The 14,161-nt window shown below is 64.6% G+C and carries 11 protein-coding genes and 1 tRNA gene; 5 read left to right on the top strand and 7 right to left on the bottom strand.

Translation table 11 applies throughout. From position 1 onward, the window contains the following. Positions 1–11 precede the first annotated feature (11 nt). Positions 12–88 (top strand) — tRNA-Met (locus SH203_RS14855). Between the two features lie 71 nt (positions 89–159). Here SH203_RS14855 and SH203_RS15665 read toward each other — a convergent pair. Further along, positions 160–387, bottom strand: a complete 228-nt coding sequence (locus tag SH203_RS15665) for a hypothetical protein (protein ID WP_200808975.1) — start codon at positions 385–387, stop codon at positions 160–162. Between the two features lie 108 nt (positions 388–495). After that, positions 496–2,571: a TonB-dependent siderophore receptor gene (locus SH203_RS14865; RefSeq protein ID WP_087121774.1), complete on the bottom strand. Its 2,076-nt coding sequence runs from the start codon at positions 2,569–2,571 to the stop codon at positions 496–498. Positions 2,572–2,622: 51 nt separating this feature from the next. Here SH203_RS14865 and SH203_RS14870 point away from each other — a divergent pair, with 51 nt between their 5' ends. Then, positions 2,623–3,822: a DUF1624 domain-containing protein gene (locus SH203_RS14870; RefSeq protein WP_087121746.1), complete on the top strand. Its 1,200-nt coding sequence runs from the start codon at positions 2,623–2,625 to the stop codon at positions 3,820–3,822. 65 nt (positions 3,823–3,887) lie between these two features. Here the strand turns inward: SH203_RS14870 and SH203_RS14875 are convergent, their stop codons facing one another. Further along, on the bottom strand, positions 3,888–5,207 hold the full coding sequence (locus SH203_RS14875; protein ID WP_234989524.1) for an OB-fold nucleic acid binding domain-containing protein: 1,320 nt from the start codon (positions 5,205–5,207) through the stop codon (positions 3,888–3,890). Between the two features lie 332 nt (positions 5,208–5,539). After that, the gene (locus tag SH203_RS14880; protein ID WP_087121748.1) at positions 5,540–7,573 is read right to left on the bottom strand and encodes a TonB-dependent receptor; all 2,034 of its coding nucleotides are present in this window, start codon (positions 7,571–7,573) and stop codon (positions 5,540–5,542) included. A gap of 319 nt (positions 7,574–7,892) precedes the next feature. Here SH203_RS14880 and SH203_RS14885 point away from each other — a divergent pair, with 319 nt between their 5' ends. Continuing rightward, positions 7,893–9,116 carry a site-specific integrase gene (locus SH203_RS14885; RefSeq protein WP_087121749.1) on the top strand — a complete coding sequence of 408 codons (1,224 nt, stop codon included), beginning with the start codon at positions 7,893–7,895 and terminating at the stop codon, positions 9,114–9,116. Here SH203_RS14885 and SH203_RS15670 read toward each other — a convergent pair. Further along, the gene (locus SH203_RS15670; protein WP_200808976.1) at positions 9,113–10,360 is read right to left on the bottom strand and encodes an SHOCT domain-containing protein; all 1,248 of its coding nucleotides are present in this window, start codon (positions 10,358–10,360) and stop codon (positions 9,113–9,115) included. The genes SH203_RS14885 and SH203_RS15670 overlap by 4 nt on opposite strands. Further along, complete coding sequence (locus SH203_RS14895) at positions 10,357–10,830, bottom strand: hypothetical protein (protein ID WP_143275752.1); 474 nt, start codon at positions 10,828–10,830, stop codon at positions 10,357–10,359. Before SH203_RS14895 ends, SH203_RS15670 begins: the two co-directional genes overlap by 4 nt. 69 nt (positions 10,831–10,899) lie before the next feature. Here SH203_RS14895 and SH203_RS14900 point away from each other — a divergent pair, with 69 nt between their 5' ends. Further along, positions 10,900–11,136, top strand: a complete 237-nt coding sequence (locus SH203_RS14900) for a helix-turn-helix domain-containing protein (protein ID WP_087121752.1) — start codon at positions 10,900–10,902, stop codon at positions 11,134–11,136. 770 nt (positions 11,137–11,906) lie between these two features. On the opposite strand, the gene SH203_RS14905 is transcribed toward SH203_RS14900, so the two are convergent. Then, positions 11,907–12,872, bottom strand: coding sequence for a hypothetical protein (locus SH203_RS14905; protein ID WP_087121753.1), 966 nt, complete (start codon positions 12,870–12,872; stop codon positions 11,907–11,909). Between the two features lie 156 nt (positions 12,873–13,028). On the opposite strand from SH203_RS14905, the gene SH203_RS14910 reads away from it, so the two are divergent. After that, the gene (locus tag SH203_RS14910; protein ID WP_087121754.1) at positions 13,029–13,928 is read left to right on the top strand and encodes a hypothetical protein; all 900 of its coding nucleotides are present in this window, start codon (positions 13,029–13,031) and stop codon (positions 13,926–13,928) included. The last annotated feature ends 233 nt before the right edge of the window (positions 13,929–14,161 follow it).

Consider the following 14,161-nt stretch of genomic DNA (forward strand, 5'->3'; position numbering starts at 1 on the left):
CGACCGCTTGCCGCGGGATGGAGCAGCCCGGTAGCTCGTCAGGCTCATAACCTGAAGGTCGTAGGTTCAAATCCTACTCCCGCACCCAAGATCTAGCCCGCATGGCCAAAGCCAGGCGGGCTTTTCTGTGTGCGCACAGCACATCGGACACTCCCCCGACTATCCCTCGCTCGCCAGGGCCGAGGCCGCGACCGACTTCAGCGTCAGGCCGGGCGACGGCTGGAAAATGAGGTCATCCCTTCCGAAATACTTCTGCTGGTTCGTCGCACACCAGTCCGTCGTGACGATGCGGATCGGACCACGCTCGGGAGCCGCGCCGAAGGCGTAGAGGAAATCCCCCGTCAAAGCGTCCAGCGGCAAAGGACGATCCTGATTGGCCCGGGCCATGAAGGCGGCGAAATCAGCTCGCGAAACCTCCGCCGTCAGCAGCCTGCCCTCGAAACGGACGATGGAATCAAAGACGTAGCGGCTGACACGGCCGGCAGGAGCGGCGTTTCATATCTCGACCCTGAGCGAAGCGCGCAGGCTGCGGGGTGCGCCGGGGAATATCCATAGGGCGCTGTACGAACTGGCGGCGTATCGTTCGTCCAACAGGTTGTCGATCTCGATGCGGGCCGTGACCTGTGGCGTCAGGCCGTAATCCAGCGCCGCCTTGGCCTTCCAGTAGGCGGGCAGGCGCACCGGGTTCAGGGTCAGGGCGCCGGCCCGGTCGCCGACGTAGGCCGCGCCGGTCATGAACGACCAGGTCGTGCCATGCGTGGTGGGGAAGCGACCGATCACGAACACCGAACCTGAATGTTCCGGCACGTTCAGCACGGCGTCAGTGGCGAAGGCGCTGTCGTCGGCCTTGGCGTCGGTCCAGCCATAGTTGGCGACCACCTGCCAAGCGTCGTCGATCTTCAGCGCGCCGTCCAGTTCGATCCCGCGCGTCGTCAGCTTGCCGACCGGAGCCAGGAAGTTCGGATCGAGGGGATCGGTCGTCAGGATATTCGACTTGCGAATGTCGAAGACGGTGGCGGCCAGGTCCAGTCCGTCCCAGGCCCCGGCCAGACCGATCTCATAGCCTTTTCCGTCTTCCGGCGCGAAGCCGGAGCCGTCGCGACCCGTGCCGGAGTTCAGCACGAAGGATTGGCCGTAGCTGGCATGGGCGGTCAGGTTGTCCGTCAGGCGATAACGGGCGGCGAAGCGGTATTTCAGAGGCGTGTCGCTGGCCTCGCCGACGGCGCCGGTGCGATTGTTGCGGATGGTCTGGTCGTAGTCGTCGAACCGCAACCCGGCCAGCAGGCTCAAGCGGTCGTTCACCTCCCACAGATCCTGGGCGTAGAGGGTGACGACGTCGCGCGTCTCCAGATTGTCGGTGAAGGGCAGGGGTGTGGGCGGCGTCACCGCGCCATAGACGGGATCGAAGACATTGATCGGATAGGGCTTGGCCGCATTCGGATTGATGCGCAGCCATTTCTCCCCATAGGTCAGCTGATAGGCCTTCACCCCGACACCGAGGTTGTGAACGCCTAGCCCCGTTTCGACCACGCCGTTCAGCTCCAGCCGGGCCGACAGATCCTCGACCGTGAAGTCGCGTCCGCGACGCTGGCGCCACAGCTGGTCGCCGACTAGGCGCGACTGATCGCTGGACAGCCCCTTCAGCGAGCCGCCGCGCCAGGCGACGCCGCCGTTCAGGCTCCAATCGTCGTTGATGCGGTATTCGCCGGTGATCTGGCGCCGCTCGTTGCGGAAGCGGGTCACGCCGTCGCCGGGCTCGCCGTAATAGTTCGAGGGCGGCAGGAACAGGGCGTCGCCGTTGATGGCGGGCATTCCCCGGTCGAACAGGGTCGTGAAGGTGGTGAACTCCCCCACATAGGTCAGGCGCAGGTCGTCATTGGGTCGCCAGGTCAGAGAGGGGGCGACCACGGTGCGGTTCAGGCCGACGTAATCCCGCCAACCGCTTGAGGTCTCGCCCGCGACGACCAGCCGCCCGGCAAGGGTGTCGCTGATGGGGCCGGTCAGGTCCAGTTCACCACGACGCAGGCCGAACGATCCCACAGCGGCGGTGAAGGCGGCGGCGGTCGCAAAGCGCGGCGTCTTGGAGACGATATTGACCCGTCCCGCCGGATCGATGTCGCCGAAAAGGGCGCCTGACGGGCCCTTAAGCACCTCGATCCGCTCGGACGTCGCCGGATCGCGGGGCGGAGCCATGCCCCGATTGGCCAGGAAGCCATCGACATAATATTCCGCGCCCCCGTCAGGCGTGCCCAGGAAGCCGCGAATGGCGAAGTTGTCCATGACGCCGCCGCGATTGTTCTGCTGGCTGACGCTGCTGATCAGTTCCAGCGCATTGGCCAGGCGCGTCGCGCCAACGGCCTTGATGAGATCGTTTTCGATGGCGCGGCTGGATGGCGACATGGCCTCGGTGATCGGTCCTGCGCCCAGGGTCAGGTCGCGCGGCGCCGAGCGACGGCCCAGAACCACGATTTCGCCGACGGTCGCAGGCTCGACCGCTTCGACAGCGATGGGGACGGGGGCGTTGGCGGCGACCAGCAGGCACGCGCCGGCGCAGCTCAGGAGGAAGGACAAGGAAGGCTCCATTTGAAATGTTATACTGTATCGGCTATCCGCTTCCGCCTGATGATGTCAACCGCTGCACCGCTTGTTCCCGCCTCCGCTTCTTCGATCGCTGCTCCGAGTCGGGCGGTCGGCCGTATCCGATCCATCGACGCCCTGCGCGGGCTGGTCATCCTGCTGATGCTGGTCGATCACGCGCGGGAGTTCTTCTTCATTCACGCCCAGGTCTCGGACCCGATGGATGTGGAGACGACCTCGCCGGCCCTGTTCTTCACCCGACTGTCGGCCCATCTGTGCGCGCCGGTTTTCGTGGCGCTGACGGGGTTGGGGGCTTGGCTATACGGAAACAAACAGGCGGGCGGCGGAAATGGAGCCAACGCGGCATCGGCGTTTCTGCTGAAACGGGGGCTGTTTCTGGTCGTGGTGGAGCTGACTGTGGTCAACTTCGCCTGGACATTTTCGATCGCGCCGGAGCTGATCTATCTCCAGGTCATCTGGGCCATCGGCCTGTCGATGATCGCGCTGGCGGCGCTGGTGCATCTGCCTCGCCCGGTGCTGATCGTCGTGGGGCTGGCCATCGTGCTGGGCCACAATCTGCTGGACCCCATCAGCATCGCGGCCGGTCAGCCGGGACATGTGATCTGGGCCATGTTGCATGATCGCGGCTTCATCGATCTGCCGTGGGGCGGCCAGGCGCGGACCTCTTATCCGCTGCTACCGTGGATCGGGGTGGCCGCGTTGGGCTACGCCATCGGGCCTTGGTTCGCAGGCGAGCAGAGGAGGCGACTGAGGCGCCTGGTGCTGACGGGCATGAGCGCCTTGGCCCTGTTCATCATACTGCGCGCGATCAATTTATATGGCGATGCGCCTTGGGCCGTGCAGGCGACGCCGATCCAGACGGCGATGAGCGTGCTGAACCTGACCAAATATCCGCCGTCGGCCGACTTTCTGCTGCTGACGCTTGGTGTCGGGGCGCTGATCCTGGCGGGGCTGGAGACGGCGCAGGGTCGGCTGGTCGGGATGCTGGCCGTGTTCGGCGGGGCGCCGCTGTTCTTCTATCTGATCCACCTCTATGGGCTGCATCTGCTGAACCTGGCGGTCCTTGTGCTGTTCGGGGCCAATCAGGGCGACGGCTTCGCCGTGCCCGGCGTGGGCGGAGTGTGGTTGCTGGCGGCCCTGGTCGCCGTGCCGTGCTGGTTCGCCTGCCAGTGGTTCGGCGGGGTCAAGCGACGCAGTTCGCAGTGGTGGATGAAATATCTCTGATGTGGGCCTGGACTCGACCTCCCGCGCCAGCGGTCTGAAGGCCCCTCTAGCGCGATGCTCAGCGCTCAATGAAAATCCCGTGATCCTGGCAGAATGCGGACGTCGCGCGGGTGACGGTGCGGCGGGTGTCGGGGTGTCTGGGGATGGGCGACGACATCGGCGCGGGCGAGTTGGACGGTGGTGTCGTGATCCTGGGACAGGCGGGACAGTTCGTTAGAGCGGTCGATGACGCGGCGGGCGACCAGGTGGACGACGCCTTCGGGGCTTTTCTCAACCACGCCCTCGACCGCCATCAGCCGGGCGGCCATGACCTCGCGGCGGAACTGTTCGAACACCTGCGCCCATAGGACGACATTGATGATGCCGGTCTCGTCTTCCAGGGTGACGAAGATGGCGTTGCCCTTGCCCGGCCGTTGACGCACCAGAACCACGCCGGCGACCCGCACCAGAGCGCCGCCGCGTCGAGCTTCGGTCTGGGCGCAGGTCAGTAGGCCTTCGGCGTCGAAGATGGGGCGCAGGATGGCCATGGGATGCGCCTTCAGCGACAGGCGCAGGGTCTGATAGTCGGCGGCGACATGCTCGCCCAACGCCATGGTCGGCAGGCGGGCGTCGGGTTCGGCGCCCAGCTCGCGGGCATCTGCGGCGGCGAACAACGGCAGCGGCGCGTCGTCGGGCAGGCGGCGCACCGCCCACAGAGCCTCGCGTCGATCCAGCCCCAGCGAGCGGAAGGCGTCGGCGTCCGCCAGCTTGCGCAGGGCGGCGCGCCGGGCCAGAGTCTCGACGTCGGACAGGGGCGTGGCGCGGGCGGCGGCGAGCGCCTCTGCCCAGTCTTCGCGGAAGCCGTCGACCTGGCGCAGGCCGATCCGCAACGCCGGAGCCCTCGTCGAACCTTCCAGACTGTTGTCCCAGTGGCTGTAAGAGACATCGACCGGCCGCACCTCGACGCCGTGTTCGCGGGCGTCGCGCACGATCTGGGCCGGGGCGTAGAAGCCCATCGGCTGACTGTTCATCAGGGCGCAGGCGAAGGCCGCCTTGCACAGCATATCGTAAACGGCGGGATCGTCGCGCGGGATGGTATGCAGCGCCCAATCTTCGTTCGCATGAGCGCGGATCAGGTCGAACGCCTTGCGGATGCAGGCAAGCATGCCGATCGCCAGTACGTCGACCTTCATCAGGCGCAGTTCGTCGATGTCGTCCTTGTCCCATTCGATGAAGGTGCGGTGGGCCATGGCCGCGTTGCCGATGGGGACCAACTCGTCCAGCCGATCCTGGGTCAGGACAAAGCCGCCGATGTGCTGGGACAGGTGGGGGGGGCGAAAGCCTTGACCGCTACGGCGTCGGCCCGCGTCGCGCAGTGACAGGGCGTGCCGCCCGGTCCACAGCACAGTTTCGCTTCTCGGGCGTGAGTTGTTCCGGTCAGGGGCCGGGCGGTCAAGTCGCCAGCGCGGGCGAGGCGGCGCTTTGCGTCGAACCCGGATGAGACGCGGCCGTCACGGCCCCGTCGGCTGCGAACGCCGAGACCGCTAGTGCTGGACCCCTGTTGGTGCTGAAACTGAAGATGGTCGTGACCACCCACCATCAGCGAGCCCGCCAGCGAGCCCGCCGGCAGAACGGCAGGATCTCTCGATCCTGCGACTACGCCAGAGTGATGTTATTTCGTTGGCGTCGAAGCTGACGCAGGGTTGAGGCGGTCTGACCGCCTCAACCCTTGTCTTGATCAGAAGCGATAGGCCACGCCGACGCGCAGGTTGCGGCCGGGGAGGGGGGCGATGTCCTTGAGGAAGGAGGCGTGTTCACGGGCTTCCTCGTTGGTCAGGTTGCGCGCCTCGGCGAACAGGGTGACGTTCTGCTGGGTGAAGGGACGCACGGCCAGCGAGGCGTTGACCAGCGTATAATCGTTGGTCGGCAATTCGAACTCGTTGGCAACGCGGTCCTGTTCGCCCACGTGCCGCACCTCGGCGCTGGCGTCGAAGCGGGTGGAGGTCCAGGCCAGGCGGCCGGTGACTGAATATGGCGGGATGCGCGCGGCCGGGCCGAAGTCGGTCTGGGCGTGGACGTAGTCCGCCGATCCCTCCAGCGACAGCTTGCGATCGCCGTCCTGCCACAGGGCGTAGGCGCCCTCCAGTTCGAAGCCGTAGAATTTGGCGTTGGTCTGGACGAAGCGATAGACGGGGAAGGTCTCGTTCTCCTCCTCGAACAGGAATTGCTCGCCGGTCGGCCGTTCGTCGATGAAGCCGTCGTACCAGGAATGATAAACGTGCAGGTCGCCCGTGAACCGGCCGCGATCATAGTGGGCGGTGCCCTCCAGCGTCGTGACCTTTTCGCTGTTCAGGTTCAGGTCGCCGGTCTCATAGGCGGCGGTGGCGATGTGAACGCCATTGGCGAACAGCTCGACCTCGCTGGGCGCGCGCTCGTTGTGGGCCAGGCTGAGACCCAGGAACAGGCCGGCGGCGGGGCGCAGGAAGGCGGCGGCGGATGCGGACCAGTTGTCGAAGGTGCGGTTCACCTCGCTGGTCCCGCCGATCGGCGTGCCCGACAGCTCGCGCCGATCATAGCGCAAGCCGCCTTCGAAGCCGTGGTTGCCCAGGTCCAGACGCTGGACCGTGTAGAGGCCCACCTCGTCGATATCGACGGTGGGCACGAAGGCCTCCTCGCCTATGGCCTGGAAGTTTCGCGACAGGGCCTGGACGCCCAGGGCGCCGTTCCAGCCGCCGCGCTGGCGTTGAACCAGGTCGGCGCGCGCCTCCCAGCCGTCGGAGTTGAAGACGGTGCCGGGCTCGCCCACGGCCTCGAACTCGGTGTGGGTGTAGTCGGCATGGCCGTAGGAGCCCCGGATCGCCGAGAAGGGACCGTCGTCGAACCGATATTCGCCTCGCGCGTCCCACCGCTTCTGGTTCAGCTTGATGAAGACGGATTCTTCGGCGACCGTGCCGTACTCGCTGTCTGTGTCCTTGTAGGAGACGCCGGCGAAGCCCTTGTCGCCGATGTAGGCGCCGCCGACGCCCCAGGTCTGCAGGTCGGTATAGCTGTTGGGCTGTTTGTCGCCGTCGCCCCGCGCGACGCCCTCGGCGGCCGCGCGCCGCGCCGAGATGGCGGGGGCGGGAATCTCATAGTCGTCGGTTTTGCGCTTCACCCCATCGACGTTGAAGGCGAAATTGCCCGATCCGACCGTGACGCGGCCGAAGACGCTGCGGCCGTCGTCGACGCTGGAGGCCTGGGTCGAGACCACGCCCTTGACGCCGCCCTCGGGAATGGCGGTCGGAATCCGGTCGTCCAGCACATTGACCACGCCGCCGATGGCCGATCCGCCATAGACCAGGGTGGCGGGGCCGCGGATGATCTCGATGCGGTTGGCCTCGGCGGGGTCGGCCGCCACGGCATGGTCGGGCGACACCGAACTGGCGTCGATCAGGCCGATGCCGTTGGTCAGCACCTGGACGCGCGGCCCGCTCAGGCCCCGGATGACCGGACGGCTGGCGCCCGGCGCAAAGTCTGTGGAGCGCACGCCCGGGCGCCCGTTCAGCATGTCGCCCAGGGACGCGGCCGGGGCGGTGGCCAGCGTCTGCTCGTCCACGACGTCGGTGGCGATGACCGCCGCCCTCTGGCTGACGCCATAGGGAACGCCGGTGACGATGACGTCGTCGACCGTCGCCGGCGTATTCGGTGTCGATTGCGCGGCGGCGGCGCCGGCCAGCACGGTTGAGCCGGCCGCAGCCAGAAGCAGCGAACGCAGGGCGGGGGAGGAACGCATGTCGGGAGACCTTCGAGGGGAGAAGGATGTGTGTTATGAGATAACGTCACATGCGGTCAAGTCGATCTTGATCGTCTCGCCTCGCGTGGAACCCCAAACCACGGCGGCTTTACGGCTGCTCGGCTTTTGCAGAAGTTCGAATGGAGAAAGATGGCGCACCCGACACGGGGAAAACCTGGGTCCGCAGACGTTCGCCAGGGTCCGCCCTTGTCTTTGTATTTCAACAAGATTTGGGATAATTTGTTCGCTCACGTTTCGCTCCGTTCGGCGCAATCCGCGTCAGCTGTTGGGGTGAATGTTGGGGTGGATTTTGTGTCGTATGAAGACCCGTTCGTTCTCCTGCCGGGCGATCAACAAGCTTTCGGCCCGTAGGGTCGCCACCTTGAACACGCCGGGTCGTCATAGCGACGGCAACAACCTCTATCTGGTGATCGATCCCAGCGGGGCTAGACGTTGGGTCTTCATCTATCGTGCGAAGCGATCCGGTGTTCCTGGGGCTGGCAAGCTGCGGGAAATGGGTCTGGGCTCGATCAAGGGCGTCGATCTCAAACGCGCCCGCGAACTGGCCGTCGAAGCCCATGCCCTTTTGGCGGCAGGCGTGGATCCGATTTCGGCGCGGCGATCGGTCAGGGCGATCCCCACCTTCGGTGAAGCGGCGGATAGCTGGATGGCGGATAAGGCGGGCGAGCTCCGCTCGCCCAAAAGCCTCGAACGCTGGAAGCGGGCGCTGACCGTGCATGCGGCCGCCCTGCGGGACATCCAGGTCGATGGCGTGACGACCGAGGACGTGTTGGCGGTTCTAAAGCCGATTTGGTCGGTGAAGGCCGAAACGGCGAAAATGGCCCGAGGCTACATCGAGCAGGTGCTGAACGCCGCCAAGGCTCAGGGCTGGCGCACCGGGGAGAACCCGGCGCGATGGACGGGCCACATGGATCAACTGTTGCCGAAGGTTTCCCGCCTACAGCGCGGTCATCACAAGGCGATGGCGTTTGAGGCCATCCCTGCGCTGATGGCGGACCTTCGTGAGCGGGAAGCCACCGCCGCGAGAACCTTGGAATTCCTTATCCTGACCGCTGGCCGTTCAGGTGAGGTGCGTGAAGCTGTCTGGTCGGAAATCGATCTGGTTGCGCAGACCTGGACTATTCCCGCCGAGCGAATGAAGGCGGGCAGGCCGCATCGTGTGCCGTTGTCGAAGGCCGCCGTCGCTGTGTTGGAGGCGATGCTGGCGCACAAGGCCGGTGACGACAGCTTCGTCTTCCCCGGTCAGAAGGCGAACCGGCCCCTATCCAACATGGCGTTCAAGAAGCTAATGGGGCGGTTGGACATCGAGGATGTCACGACGCACGGTTTCCGCAGCGCCTTTCGTGACTGGGCGGGCGACCAGACCGATTACCCTCGTGAACTCGCCGAGCAGGCTTTGGCCCACAGCATCGGCGATCAGGCCGAGCAGGCCTATCGGCGCGGCGACGCCCTGGAACGCCGTCGCGCCATGATGGAGGATTGGGCGAAGCACTGCGGCCGAGGCCGCGTATCGAACGATTAATAGCCTGAGGCGCTCGAACCATCGGCTATGTAGCGGCCATAACGCATCGGCTCGTCGTAGGCCCAGGTGATCTCGATCATGTCTTTGGAGATCAGTTGGACCTCGGCCGAATCCGTCACCCAAGACCCGACCTCGCCATCCATGCTGGTGTATCGAGACCTCACCGTGAGTTTGTTGCCGTCGAGCGTCCACGTCCCATCGACGCCTTCGGCTGTATAGACGCCCCCGCTCTCGAAACTCATGCCGAAGCAGTGACGGCAGGCTTCGTATTCCGGCAACCAGCTGCCTTCCAGGTCCGCAGGTCGCAGGGTGGCAGGGCTTACTGGCGAGTTTTCGAGTTGGGGTGTTGACGACGGCGCGGTGACGGTCGGGTCGTGTTGCTGGGCGTGGCCGTCAAACGGCTGAGAAGCGGCTGGCGGTTCGTCTCTTGAAATGGTGGTCCAAAACCAAACGCCTCCTGCCGCGAAGACCGTCAGCCCGGCGAGCCCGATCCACCAGATGGTCCGGCGCACTGGACGCGATTGTTCGCGGCCCTCGTTCCAAGCCGCCTTCATTCGCTTGGATACGGGACCGGTGTTCGTCGTCTGAAGGACCATAGCGGCTTCAGCCTCGCCCTTCGGCGCCCGCGAGATAAACGTGAGGCCGCGCCAGGCTCCGACGAAGAACCAGATCGAAAATAGCCCGAGGGCTATGACGGCCAGATTGACCCAAATCCCCTGGTTCCAAGGCAGGCCCGCGCCGAACATCACCACCGAGGCCGCCATGACGAACAACAGGACGGCGGCGATGCGGTTACGTCGGCGAGACAGCCAATATCCGACGAGACCCACGATCAGGCATCCCAACAACGCCCCTGCCACCACCACGGCTGTCGGTAGTGGCTCTGGCGCCATCAAACCTAGGCTAGGGCTGAGGCTTTCCCGGATTTTGGGTATGGCGCTGAGGGCGTTCGCGGCGATCAAGGATGCGACCCCGGCCCAAGCCTTTCTGACCAGAAAGGCGGCATAGGCTGCATCGGGAATCGACCGGATCGGGGCTAGCAGGTCGTTGTCATCTGGCGCGACGGCGTTCACTGCGGTCGCCGCTACGTCCGGCATGGCTGCTGGCGATTGCGGAGGTTCTGACGATCTCGGCTCGTCACCGCCCAACAGTCTCGCCTTCTCCAGAGCGAACTCGGCGTCTGTCAGCACCCCATCTTGATGCAGCCGAGCCAGACGTTCGAGGCTGTCGATCCGACCGTTCATTGGGCGTACTCCAACGTCAAAGGGACGCCTTGCGGAACGCGTCCGTTGTAGTGCGACAATCCCATCTCATGCGGGTACCAGAGTTCCCGCTTAAGGGCATCAGGGCTCTCTTCCATTCCATCCACGTCGACTAGCATCGGCTCGTAATAGCCTTTGCAGTAGACCTCGGTTTTCACTGGCGAAGTCGTGGGCGCAAATAGCACCGAAACCTGCTTGACGTCCCCGTTGAGAGGGTTGGTCGTGTCGCTGCGAAAGATGACCTTCCTGTCCGCTACAGGCTCCCAGGAGATCGCCGAGGTCGCACCGATCATCGGCTTGACCCACTCCGGCGCATAAAGAACGCCGTTGCCTAACGCTGTCGAAACGCACGCTTCAGCAATCTCTGCCGGAGGGTCTTTCGATGCTCCGTCTGCGCAGCCCGACAGCGGCGTCAGCAGGCACAAAGCCGCGCCTAACATAAGTCTTCTCATGTCCCCTCCCACGACGAATAACAATTATAGTTGTTACCGCGACCCGGCCGATAACGCCACGCTCGGCGAATGGATATTCGCGCGCTGGTGGGCCGAAACGTCCGCCGCGCGCGGATTTTAAAGAGCCTGACTCAAGAGGAGTTGGCCGAACGCGCTGAGACCAGCCAGTTCTATGTGTCTTCGCTTGAGGCGGGCCGTAGGAATCCGACCGTCGAGATGGTGGTGACGTTGGCGGCGGCTCTGGGCATGGACTATCTCGACCTGCTGCGGCCTGACAGTGAGGCCATATCGATAGGCGACGATTGAAGCAGTCCCTCCGCCAAGGCGGCCAGCGCCCTGGCGTTCGGCGGCAAGGGCGAAAATGATCGCGGACCATACATCGCACCCAAGAGCATCCCGGCCAAAACAAAGGCGGATGGTTCGGCACGGGCCGCCTTCAGGGCGCGAGCAGCGACCGGCCAGCGAGACTCCCGAAGGCTTACGGCGCGAGCCTGCGCGATAGCGGACGCCAGACTGCCCCGGCACTCCTTGGGCAGACTTCCGCCTCCGGCCGCCCAGGCGACGCAATCGTCACCGCCAATCCAGGTGATCGGCTCGAAAACTATCCGCCTTCCGTAGCCAAGGAGCGCACGGCCGATGAAGCGACCCGTGACCTCCAGAGCTTCGACATCGGCTGGTGTCTGCTGAAAGGCCAGGCCAAGCGAATGCAGGTCACGTTGAGCGCTTCGGCTTCGCCCCATCGTTCGCAGGCAGACCGGGGCCACTGCGACGATGAAAGTTTGCGATGCCTTCGGCATCGAAACCTCCATCGATCGCAGAGATCCCCGGTCCTGCCCGTGGAGCCCGGTGTCGTCCGACCTGAGTCTAGAGATCAGGTCATTGGCGACGAAGCGCCGGTGCTTCAGACAGCTTTGGGCCGCATGCACCAGCACTGCCTGAGGATTCAGGCATTCGCTGGAGCGATGCTGGCGGAGGCTCCACGCCGCTGATGCGCCTGCGCTGGCGCCGAGCATCAACCCTTCGGCTCGTCGCCTGGCGTCAGGTTCCGGGCGCGGCGCAGGACGCATGGCCACGGTTCAGATCAAGGCTTGGATCGGGCCAAAGTCGACATAGCGTGCCGTCAGCGCCCGCGCCTGATCGGGCGCACCCGCCAAAGCCAGGGCGGCGATGGCGTCTTCCAGCGGCAGATTGAGGAACTCGGCCTTGCCCAAGCCAGCGGGGGCGAGGTGCTGTTGATAGCGGCCGACAGCCCGTTGCACCTGATCGTTCAAGCGCGGCGCGATCACGACCACCTTGCCCGCATCGAACAGGCCGGCGTCGATGATCGATTGCGCCAGCATGTGGAGCCGCCACATCTGCTGGATGGGATTGCGGCGCAGGGCAGGGTCGTCGGGATCGATGAAGAGTTCACTGGCCACGGAAAGGTCGTCGTACCGGGCGCGCATGCGCGGCTCGGGTTCGTTGGCCGCCTCGGAGTATTTGACCTCGATGGCGATAAAGACCTTGCGGCCGTCGTCCAGCCGCAGGGCGATAAAGGCGTCGAACGCCGTGGCGTCGTCAGTGAAGGTAGGGTCGCCCCGCCCCGGCGAGTGCTCGAAGGTCACGGCGCAAACCTGACCTGCGTATTCCGGCGCGATCTCGCGCACGAAGGCCTCGGCTAGGGTCCGGTCGAGCTTGAGCGGTCCCAGGAGATTCAACGCCAGCGGCGCGGAGGACAGCAGATTTTCATAGAGGCGACGTTCCTCAAACATCGCGCCGGGTTCCCGGTAAGCCAGTTCCCGGCGCGCGAGCCGATGAACCTCCGGCGTCAGAAAGTTCGCGCCTGCCGCCCCGTCACAGACCCCGACCAGATGACCCATGCTGCGCTTGCGTCCCGAGGTGGTCGTGTAGCTCCCCCGCGTCCACCCGGCGCGTTCTCGGTGCAGCGCTTGAAGCAACCGGGCGCAGGCCCGGAAGCGGGTGTCGTAGCTGGTGTGAACCTTGTGCGCTTTCAGCAGCGCCTCCGGCACGAGGGGCAGCCGGTCGTAGGTCTCGATGTCCATGATGATCCTTCCTGTGGGATCATCCGGTTCACGAAGGCTGTGGCTTAGTGACCTTCAGCGACCAGCGGCGAACGTCCGCGAAGTGATAATCATGTGGTCAGTCGGCATATATGTAGGGCCGGTGATTTCCACGGTCCGTTTGAGTGGAGACTGCCGATGTTGAATCGGGCCGATTTCGACGACGCCGCATCTTATGCGCGGACCATGTTTGCGGGCGGGTTTGACGTCCAGGACAAATGGGGGCGGCAACGATACGCCCTCGGTGATGATGACCGCAGCCGTGCACTGGCGGTCTCTGTGCCCGCTCCGGTCCAGCGCCGGACCTGTATTTCGGAGTATCTGACCACCAAGGAATTCTGGAAGCGGTATCATTCCGTCGCGGTGGCGAACTTCACCGGGTCGGTGCTGAGTTGGATGCTGACGGTGTCGTGGGATTCAGTGGGCCTTTCCGGCGACGCTGCTTGGTCCGCCCATAAGGCCTTTATGGAACTGATGCGGAAGTGGCGGCGGGAACGCGATCTGCCGGAGACCTGGATTTGGGTGCGTGAAAATGGTCCCAAGTTGGGCGATCACAGCCATATCCTTATAAGCCTGGAGCGATGGCATGAGGCTGACTTCCTCTCATGGGCCATGCGTGCGGTTAAAACCGTGACGGGCATCGCGCCCCTGACAAAGGCAGAAGGCCAGCCGATCCAGACGGTGCACCTGTCCCGAGGCAGCGTTCGCCGCCACTCCGATATTCAGGCCCAGTGGCAGTTGTTCCAATATATGTCCAAAGGCCTGAACCCCGACGAACCATCGCCGATATGGGATCGCGAGAAGGGCAACATTCTGGCTGCCAATTTGATCAATCGGCGTTGCGAAAAGGCTGGATCGGTCGTTGGCCAGCGGTCGGGATCGTCGCGGGCGCTGAGCGCTCAGCGCGGCATTGAGGTTTCGCGCGATCCGAACTGGCCCTCTGCGCTTACGGCTGACGGAAGGCCCTTTTACGATGATCGCTACCTGGCCGCTGGTCGGCTGGAACGGGACTTGGCGGCGTTGAAAATTCGATTGTGAGGTGTCGGCCTCGGCTATCAAAAACGGAGGCCTTGCGTCCAGAACTGGAAGTCGACCGACGTTATCGCCTTGACAAAGATCAGAAAATCAGGCCCAAAAGTTCCTAGGGCATCCACCCGCGCCCCGACCCTAATTTCCAATGGTTCTCCCGGCGCAAATCGGGGAAATCAGAAGGCAGGGAGCGCTGATGCGGTGGGGAGTGGCTGATCAGCCGCAGTTCAGTCCGTGTGTAG

The organism is Brevundimonas sp. SH203, from assembly GCF_002157625.1.
GTDB lineage: Bacteria > Pseudomonadota > Alphaproteobacteria > Caulobacterales > Caulobacteraceae > Brevundimonas.